The 8,786-nt window shown below is 63.1% G+C and carries 10 protein-coding genes; 7 read left to right on the top strand and 3 right to left on the bottom strand.

Features of this window, described 5'->3' with window-relative positions; genetic code table 11:
• Positions 1-1,275 (bottom strand): fumarate hydratase (locus IVB32_RS15185; RefSeq protein ID WP_247410672.1); only part of this gene is annotated, 1,275 nt, incomplete at its 3' end.
• Between the two features lie 246 nt (positions 1,276-1,521).
• Between IVB32_RS15185 and IVB32_RS15180 the strand changes: the two genes are divergently transcribed.
• The 3 genes from IVB32_RS15180 (at position 1,522) to IVB32_RS15170 (ending at position 3,244) form a co-directional block, all read left to right on the top strand.
• Positions 1,522-1,995, top strand: coding sequence for a hypothetical protein (locus IVB32_RS15180; RefSeq protein ID WP_026233168.1), 474 nt, complete (start codon positions 1,522-1,524; stop codon positions 1,993-1,995).
• Between the two features lie 284 nt (positions 1,996-2,279).
• Positions 2,280-2,453 (top strand): hypothetical protein, encoded by a 174-nt coding sequence (locus tag IVB32_RS15175; RefSeq protein ID WP_007612258.1) that lies wholly within the window; start codon positions 2,280-2,282, stop codon positions 2,451-2,453.
• 116 nt (positions 2,454-2,569) lie between these two features.
• Positions 2,570-3,244 carry an isoprenylcysteine carboxylmethyltransferase family protein gene (locus IVB32_RS15170; protein WP_247368181.1) on the top strand — a complete coding sequence of 225 codons (675 nt, stop codon included), beginning with the start codon at positions 2,570-2,572 and terminating at the stop codon, positions 3,242-3,244.
• 78 nt (positions 3,245-3,322) lie between these two features.
• Here the strand turns inward: IVB32_RS15170 and IVB32_RS15165 are convergent, their stop codons facing one another.
• Positions 3,323-4,030, bottom strand: a complete 708-nt coding sequence (locus tag IVB32_RS15165; protein WP_247297224.1) for a glutathione S-transferase — start codon at positions 4,028-4,030, stop codon at positions 3,323-3,325.
• Positions 4,031-4,214: 184 nt separating this feature from the next.
• The gene (locus IVB32_RS15160) at positions 4,215-4,892 is read right to left on the bottom strand and encodes a lectin (protein ID WP_247297222.1); all 678 of its coding nucleotides are present in this window, start codon (positions 4,890-4,892) and stop codon (positions 4,215-4,217) included.
• 461 nt (positions 4,893-5,353) lie between these two features.
• Here IVB32_RS15160 and IVB32_RS15155 point away from each other — a divergent pair, with 461 nt between their 5' ends.
• From IVB32_RS15155 to IVB32_RS15140, 4 genes are all read left to right on the top strand, one after another.
• On the top strand, positions 5,354-6,271 hold the full coding sequence (locus IVB32_RS15155; protein ID WP_247297220.1) for an NrtA/SsuA/CpmA family ABC transporter substrate-binding protein: 918 nt from the start codon (positions 5,354-5,356) through the stop codon (positions 6,269-6,271).
• 14 nt (positions 6,272-6,285) lie between these two features.
• Positions 6,286-7,107 carry an ABC transporter permease gene (locus IVB32_RS15150; RefSeq protein ID WP_247297342.1) on the top strand — a complete coding sequence of 274 codons (822 nt, stop codon included), beginning with the start codon at positions 6,286-6,288 and terminating at the stop codon, positions 7,105-7,107.
• Between the two features lie 20 nt (positions 7,108-7,127).
• Complete coding sequence (locus tag IVB32_RS15145; protein ID WP_247368184.1) at positions 7,128-7,967, top strand: ABC transporter ATP-binding protein; 840 nt, start codon at positions 7,128-7,130, stop codon at positions 7,965-7,967.
• 86 nt (positions 7,968-8,053) lie between these two features.
• On the top strand, positions 8,054-8,779 hold the full coding sequence (locus IVB32_RS15140) for a Crp/Fnr family transcriptional regulator (protein ID WP_247297215.1): 726 nt from the start codon (positions 8,054-8,056) through the stop codon (positions 8,777-8,779).
• Positions 8,780-8,786: the final 7 nt, after the last annotated feature.

Genomic DNA, 8,786 nt, shown 5'->3' with positions numbered 1-8,786 from the left:
CTTGAAATAGTCCGGCAGCGGCTCGCCCTTGTCGAGCCGCTCGCGCAGCTTGGCATGCGCGGAATCGCGCGCGACGATCATGGTGCCGGTCATCGATACCCGCGTCTTGGTCGGGTACTTCGAGAACGTGGCAAGGATATCCTTCATCGGCTGGTTGAGGTCGATCTTGACGACCTCGCCGCCGAGCGACTGCTCGACCTCAGGCAGATACTGCGCCGGGTTGTGCTCGAGCTCCTCGAGATAGACGCCCTCCCTGGTGATCTTGCCGAGCACCTGGCGATCGGCCGAGCAGGACACGCCGAGCCCGATCGGGAGCGAGGCGCCATGACGCGGCATGCGGATCACGCGGACGTCGTGGCAGAAATATTTTCCACCGAACTGCGCGCCGACGCCGAGCGACTGCGTCATCTTCAGAATTTCCTGCTCCATCTCGAGATCGCGAAACGCGTTGCCGTCGGGCGAGCCGTGGGTCGGCAGCGCGTCGAGATAGCGAGCCGACGCCAGCTTCACCGTCTTCATGCAGAGCTCGGCCGAGGTGCCGCCGATGACGATCGCGAGGTGATAGGGCGGGCACGCCGCGGTGCCCAGCGTCAACACCTTCTCCTTCAGGAAGGCGAGCAGCCGGTCCTTGGTCAGCACCGAGGGCGTCGCCTGGAACAGGAAGCTCTTGTTGGCGGAGCCACCGCCCTTCGCCATGAACATAAACTTGTAGGCGTCATCGCCTTCGGCGTAGATCTCGCACTGCGCCGGCATGTTGTTGGCGGTGTTCTTCTCCTCGTACATCGACAACGGCGCGACCTGCGAGTAGCGCAGATTGCGGCGCAGGTAAGCATCGCGCGCGCCTTCCGACAGTGCCGCCTCGTCGTCACCATCGGTGATGACGTTGCAACCCTTCTTGCCCATGATGATCGCGGTGCCGGTGTCCTGGCACATCGGCAGCACGCCGCCTGCAGCGATGTTGGCGTTCTTGAGGAAGTCCAGCGCGACGAACTTGTCGTTCGGGCTCGCCTCGCCATCCTCCAGGATCGCGCGGAGCTGCTTCAGATGACCCGGTCGCAGATAGTGGTTGATGTCGCCAAAGGCCGCTTCCGACAGGGCCCGCAGCGCGTCGCGGGACACCACCAGCATGTCCTTCCCCAAAACCTTCTCGACCCTGACGCCCTCGGACGAGACCTTCTTGTAGGGCGTCTCGTCCTTGCCCAGTGGAAACAGCGGCGTGTGCTTGTAGGGCGGAACGGGCTTTGCGGGATCGGGAAAGGCGGTAGGAGCGTTCATGGCGGGAATCTCGGGGTTTTGGAGCCCTCGCATGGGCCCCTTTCATAGAAGCGTTCTAAGCTTTTTTGCTGCAAAGGGAAGGCGCTCTGGTGCGGTCGGGGCATCCCGATTCGGCGACACGGCGACCTATTTTCGGCGGCTGTCGGCGGACACCAAGCTCTCATGATGCCGGTGAAGACCCTGGGTGCACCCCTTGCGCTACGCGCCCGACGACGGTTGAATGCGCCCGCTAAGGGGCTTTTCATCATGACATTGAACTTGCACGTCCGCGGCGCGATCCTGGTCGCCGCCGCCATCACCGGCCTTGTGACCATCGCCTCGCCCGCCCGCGCGGACCGCTGCGATGACAGCGCCAAGGAGCTGGCGAACCAGGTCGATCGCCTCAAGGTGAATTTCCGCGCCGCCAACGTCGTCTACCTGACTCATCCGGCGGCCAAGGAATTGTCCGTGGCCTGCCGTGGCGACAAATATTCGATCGAGCTCTATGCAAAGGGCGATCGCAAGCCCAAGCCTGAGTTCTTTGCGCTGGTGGGGTCGATGGCGGCGATCGTCTTCACCGTGACCAAGGACGATACGACGACGGGCGCGACACGCTGCCTGAAGCGGATGGGGCTCTTGCGCGGCGACAAGATCAGCATGCGTTACCGGCGTCTCAACATGGAATGCGCCCGCACCAAGACGGATGCGTCCATCGCGATCACGCGCGGCAAGGACGAATAGGCGGTCCCCGCGCGGTGTGCGCCTGACAGCACACCGCCCACTACGGACCGTCATTGCGAGCGTAGCGAAGCAATCCAGAATCCCTCCGCGGAGACAGACTGGATTGCTTCGCTGCGCTCGCAATGACGAGGAGAGGTCTGTCCTCTCGCGGAAACAGCGCTTGTGGCGACACGAAAGCGGCCTCCTCCACCGCACCGGATCCCTCGCATTTTAACGATTGGCTTGAATGAAATTTCGCTCCTCGCGGCGCAGGGTCAATTGTTTCCATGTGTGAGGATTTGTGGATGAGCGTTTCTACCGTTTCGCCGCCGCCGATCGCGATCGTGGTGCCGAGCTACGACACGACCAAGCAGCAGGACGATCAGATCAAGACCAAGGACAACGACCCGACCTATAAGCCGCCGCCGCCCGCGCCGCTGCCGCCGGGTCAGGGCACGCGGATCGATCAGCTCGCCTGATCAGCCGCGTCGAAGATGAAATGCCCGATCCGGTCGATCGGGCTTTTCGCGTGTCCGGCCGCATCTTCGCCGGATAGCTGCACCAATATCATGCGCGGCTACCCTGAGACCTGCGCATGATCGCAAGACTCCTGTTGCAGAGCACGATCACCACCGCCGCCATGGGCGCGCTGCTGTTCGCGTCCGCCGGGACCCTGCATTGGCCTTCGGCCTGGGTGTTCCTCGCGACCTCCGCCCTGCTCGGCCCGCTCGGCGGCTGGTGGCTTTACCAGGTCGACCCCGCACTGCTCGCCGAACGCCTGCGGCCGGTCCTGCAAAAAGACCAGCCCGCTGCCGACAAGGTGTTCATGACCGTCTTCGTCGTCGCGATGCTGGTCTGGCTGGCGGCGATGGGGCTCGACCGGCGTACGCTGTCCTCCGACATGCCGAGGGCGCTGCAGATGCTCGGCCTCGCCCTGTTCCTGCTTTCGACGCTGTTCATCCTCTGCGTTTTCCGCGAGAACTCGTTCGCGGCGCCCGTGGTGAAGCTGCAAGCCGAGCGCGCGCAGCGCGTGATCTCGACGGGGCCTTATGCCCATGTACGTCATCCCATGTACAGCAGCATGATCCTGTTCTTCGCCGGCGTGCCGTTGCTTCTGGGCTCATGGTGGGGACTTATGATGGTGCCGCTATTCCTCGTCTTGTTTGTGGGCCGCATTCGCATCGAGGAGCGTACGCTGCGCGAGGGCCTGCCGGGCTATGCCGACTATGTGACGCGCGTGCGCTATCGCCTGCTGCCTGGCGTGTGGTGAGCGCACGCATCAGTCTGCAATTTGCGGAAAAGCGTTTCCTCCGATCGACTGACGTCGCCCGAAGCGTTCGCAGGCGCTCTAGCCATCCAACTCGCGGTAGCGGCGGAAGATGCCCTGCTCGTTGAAGGGAATACGGCGCTCGCTTTCGAGATAAGCCTTGATGTTCGGGCGCGCCGACACGCGGTCGTGCAGGCCGACGAGGCCTGGGATATCTGTCTCGAACGCCTTCATCCGCTTCGGAAACGCATAGCGTAGTCCCGCGACGAGCTGGAACAGCGAGAGATCGACATAGGTCAGCTTGCGGCCGGTGACATAGGCGCCGCCATTGTCCGCGAGAAGCTCTTCGAAATAGCCGAGATATTTCGGCACGCGCTCGCCCCAGAAGTCGGCGGTGCGCTTCTTTGCCGGCGGTTTCTGATCTTCGTAGTAGAGCGAGGGCCCGAGCGGGTGATGGGTGTCGTGAATCTCGACCACGAAATCGGTGATCGTCAGCTGGAGCTGATGCACCCAGAGTTGACCCGCCTCCGACTTCGGGGCGAGGGCGTGGCGGGCGCCGAGATAGAGCAGGATGTTCGCGGTCTGGCCGATGACGAGCTTGCCGGCTTTGAGGAACGGCGGCGCAAAGGGCGGCGTGCCCCTGTGCGCGTCCATCATCTTCATCATCGCGGCTGTGCCGCGTGGGCCACGCGCCACGTCGACGTATGCCGCGCCCGCCTCCTCCAGCGCCAGCCGCACATATTCACCGCGGCCCTGGATCTCGGGCCAATAATAGAGCTCGTATTTCATGGAGGGTCCGTGAGCGTGGAAGCGACAGGACCAATCTATCACGCGCGACAAGGTTCCGTCAGGATGGGGCTGAAGGGCGGCACCACACGCTCCGTCATTGCGAGCGCAGCGAAGCAATCCAGACTGTCACCCTGGAGGGACTCTGGATTGCTTCGTCGCTGCGCTCCTCGCAATGACGGAAGCCTCAATTCGATGCGAAGCAATAGAGCAAGCCGCCGCCGCCGGTGCTCTTCAGATCGGCCTGCGAGCAGCCGCCATCGGGTCCGCGCGAGGGGTGTGCGGTGTTCCAGGATTTGACCGTCGGGTTGGTCGCAGGGCCGTTGATGTCGGAGTGGCCGAGCATCGCCGCGCCTTGCGTACTCGACGTCCAGTTTTTGCAGGTGCGGTCGTCGGGACCCGCAAACGCGGTGCCGTCGGACTGCGATCCCGTGAGAATGTCGTGCCGGTTAGGCTGGTCGCCATAGCCGTTTACAATCTCGCCCTTCTCGGTCAGCGCTGTCTCCTTGCTGATCTTGTTGGCGCTGTGCAAATCGGCCACGTCCTTGGCGATTTCCACGCCCTTGGCGTTCTGCCACGGTCCCTTGCCGATGCGGTCGCGCGCGTTGACGGCCGGCTTGCCGTCGGCGGCCTGCGTGGAGAGATAGGCGCGCCAGGTCTTACTGCCGGCGCCGCCGGCCTGGGCCAGCTTCTGGCACTGCGCATCGGCCCCCTCCAGACCGCCGAGATCGGCGCCTTTGCCAGGACCGTTGGAAGTCACGAAGAACGTCATGTTGGCCGACTGCGCCTGCGCCGATGGCGCCGCAAGCAAGGCCGCAGCGAGCGCGAGGCCTGAAATCGTCATGGTTCTCTCAATGCGGATCATCCTGTCCTCCATTTGTGTTGTCGTTGGCCGCCAGATTTCAACCCGACGCAGGCCCGCTTATTCCGATGCCGCGATGCGAGACGCCCAAAAGAAAAAGGCCCCGTGCAAGAAGCACGATGCCCTGGTTTTTTCATGTCGTCTGCGATCAGTTGGTCGACGGGATCGCCGACGATTCCCAGCCGCTTCCCGACTGCCATGTCGATTAATTGCTTCCCGGGACAATGGTGCCGGGCGAGCATACCAAATGGGCCGATCCTCAAGTGATCGTCCAGGGGAGGACGCGGGGGACTGTGGCGGGACCGTTCAGGGCGGTATCCGCGATCACATCGGGGCTGCGTAGCGCGCGGCGCAAGGGGAGATCGTTCATGCACCGGACCACAATCCGCCCAATCACGACAATTGCCGGCCGCGCCACCCTTTGCTGCCTTGCCGTCGGTCTTGCCCTGGGTCCGAACTGCGCCTTGGCCGCGGAACTGCTCAAAGCCCGGCTGGCGCAAAATCTCGCACCGATCTCCGGCCTTGCGATCGTCGCCAAGTCGAAGGGAATCTTCGAAAAGCACGGACTTGACATCACGGTTTCGAACTTCACGTCCGGCAAGCAGTGCCTGGACACCGTGATCGGGGGCGGTGCCGACATCGCGACCACGGCGGAGGCGCCGGTCACCGCATCGACGATGGCAAACCAGCCCATCGCCTTCGTCGCCGGGATGGAATACTCCGATCTCAAGACGCTCGTCGCGGCCAAGGCCGGCGTCAAGACCAAGGCAGATCTTCGCGGCAAGCGAATCGCCTTCACTGCCGGCACCGGTAGCGAGGTTTACACGGCGACCTTGCTGAAGTCGGCGGGATTGACGCCTAAGGATGTCACCCTCGTCAATCTGCGGCCGCAGGAGATGCTGCCGGCACTTGCAGCCGGAAGCATCGACGCGATCGACACCTGGGAGCCCCACGTCGCCAACGCGAAGAAAGCCCTGGGCGAAGCCGTCACTGAGGTAGATACAAAGGGCACCTACTCCGAGACGTTCAATATCGTCGTCATGAAGCCCTACCTGGACGCCAACCCGGTGCTGGTCGAGAAATTCATCGCCGCACTGATCGATGCCGAGATCTGGATGAAGGCACAGCCGGATGAAGCAATCACGACAGTCGCGGACGCAGTTGGAATGAAGCGGGACGAACTCGCCCCCATCTGGGCCGACTATGTTTACCGGGTGCGTCTCGACGACCGGCTGATCGAGATTCTGAAGACCCATTCCGCATGGCGCCTCGAGAGCGGCAACCATCCTCCGGGAGCGGCGATGCCCGACTTCAGCAAGGTCGTCGTCACCGAGCCACTGAAAAAGGTCGATCCCGCACGCGTCACCCTGTCGTGGAAATAGGCACCCGCGCGGCCATGCAGGAAGCCATTTCAGCAGGACGCGATATTGCCATCCGCACTGGCGGTCGCGCTCGGCCGAATTCAGTTCGGCTTCGCCGCCTCAATATTCTGGTCGGGGCGCTTTCGCTTCCCTTGTTCATTGGGCTCTGGGAACTGGTCTCCCGTTCCGGGACCGTCAACATGGTGCTGTTTCCACCGCCGACGGTGGTTGCTGCGGCCGTGCTTGAGTGGATACGAAGCGGACAGTTCTTTAGCGATCTGTTGGCCAGCCTCTTTCGCGTCACCACGGGATTCATCATAGGCGGCACGCTCGGCATCCTGCTCGGTGTTCTCACCGGCCAATTCCCCGTTATCTCGAGCTTGCTGTCCCCGCTATTCCATATCTTGCGGCCAATTCCGCCGATTGCGTTCGTGCCGATCGTCATCCTCTGGTTCGGCCTGTCGGAGGCGGGAAAATTGTTCCTCGTCGTATGGGGCGTATTCTTCACGGTATGGCTTTCGACTCACATCGGCGTGCAGAAGGTCGACCGTGGCCTGATCCGGGCGGCATTGATGCTCGGCACGCCCCGACGGCAGATGCTGCAGGAGATCGTGCTGCTGGGCGCGCTTCCCTACATTGTCGTCGGGTTGCGCACCGCCGTCAGCATCTCCTTCTACACGCTCGTCGCGGCTGAACTGGCCGGCGCTTTCGCCGGCATTGTGTACAGGATCGAGATTGCGCAGCAGAATTTGCAAACGGGCCAGGTCATGGGCGGGCTCGCAGCGCTCGGGTTGATGTCGTTCATCGCCGACCGGCTGTTTGCGGCTCTTGCCGAACGTATCGTCTGGTGGCGCTGATGTCGGGATCTCGATCGGGCATGAAACTGGCACTGGCAAGTTCGCCTGCCTCCGTCGAATCGGCGCGAAAACAACCGGCCATTCAAGTCTCGAACCTGAGCATCGTTTTCGACACCAAGCGCGGGCAAATCATCGCGGTCGATCGCGTTTCGTTTGACGTGGCGCCTGGCGAGTTCGTCTGCATCGCCGGTCCCTCCGGCTGCGGCAAGTCGACGGTGCTCAATACGATCGCCGGGCTGGAAGTGCCGTTCGAAGGCGAGATCCTGGTCGAGGGCGCGCCCGTCTACAGTCCGCGTCCCGATGTCGGCATGGTGTTCCAGCAGCCGCATCTCTTCCCCTGGAAGTCCGTCCGCAGCAACATCGCCCACGGTCCCAGGATGCTCGGCAAGTCCACGACGGAAGCGTATGCCATCGCCGACGATCTGATCGCGATGGTCGGCCTCAAGCGTTTCGCCGACGCTTATCCGAACACGCTGTCCGGCGGCATGCAACAGCGCGTGGCGATCGCGCGAGCGCTGGCCAATCAGCCCCGTGTGCTGCTGATGGACGAGCCCTTCGGGGCGCTCGACGCGCAGACCCGCGCGGTGATGCAGGACAATCTGCTGGCGCTGCGCGACCGGATCAAGGCGACGATCGTGTTCGTGACGCATGACATCGATGAAGCCATCGTGCTGGCCGACCGCGTTCTCATCATGAGCGCGGGACCCGGCCGCATCCTGCGCGAAGTCGCGGTCAAGCTGCCGCGCCCACGGTCGAGTTCTGTCATGGTCGAGCCAGCATATCTTTCGCTCAAGAAGGATTGTCTCGACGTCATCCGCGCAGAAGGGTTGCGGGCGTTCAATCAGTCGGACGCGGACTGACGCGGAGCCCGCGCGTCTGAGGCGAACGCAGCGGGCTGGCATGGTTCTTGAATAGCCGATGCCGGGTCTCACATGCGGAGCCGGCCATGCACAGGGCGAACAGCGCGATAGCGGCAGGTGTGATGCTCGCGGAGTCGGACGATCTCGTCAGACCGCTGCCCGGCCTGCTGGATGGTCTCAACCGGGCTGATTGCAATCGCTTGCGTGCGATCGGACGCGAAAAGATCCTGGAAGCCGGCCAACTGGTTTGGTCTCAGGGCGACGCACAGGCCGGAATCTACCTGATCAGCGAGGGGCGCATACGCAGCTACTATGCGGCACCGTCGGGGCGCGAAGTCACGCTCGCCTATTGGTTTCCCGGCAACTTCGTCGGCGGGCCCGACATATTCGGGACGGGCCCGCACATGTGGACATCGGTTGCGGCCGAGCGCAGCCGGTTGACGTTCATGCCCGGACTGGCATTGCGGCGGCTTGCGCTCGAATCGCCGGCAATCGCCGTCGCCTTGCTGGATGCCCTCGCATTCAAGGCGCGATGCTATTCGGCAATGGCCCAGATGCTTGGGACGCGCTCGGTCACCGAGCGGCTGCACAGCCTGCTGATCTTCCTGTCGCACGTCTACGGCGTGAAACGCGACGGCGAGATCGTCGTCGGCATGCCGTTTACGCACGGCGACCTTGCCAATCTGATCGGATCCACCCGCCAATGGGTGACCGTGCAACTCGCGCGGCTCCAGGACGAAGGCGTGATCAGATACGAAAGATCCGTGATTTCGATCCTGGATGTTTCTACACTCGGGCAGGCGATGGGATAATGTCCGC

The organism is Bradyrhizobium sp. 23 (assembly GCF_023073295.1).
GTDB lineage: Bacteria > Pseudomonadota > Alphaproteobacteria > Rhizobiales > Xanthobacteraceae > Bradyrhizobium > Bradyrhizobium canariense_D.
Note: the sequence above shows the minus strand (reverse complement) of the source record. Positions and strands in the feature narration are given on the sequence as shown.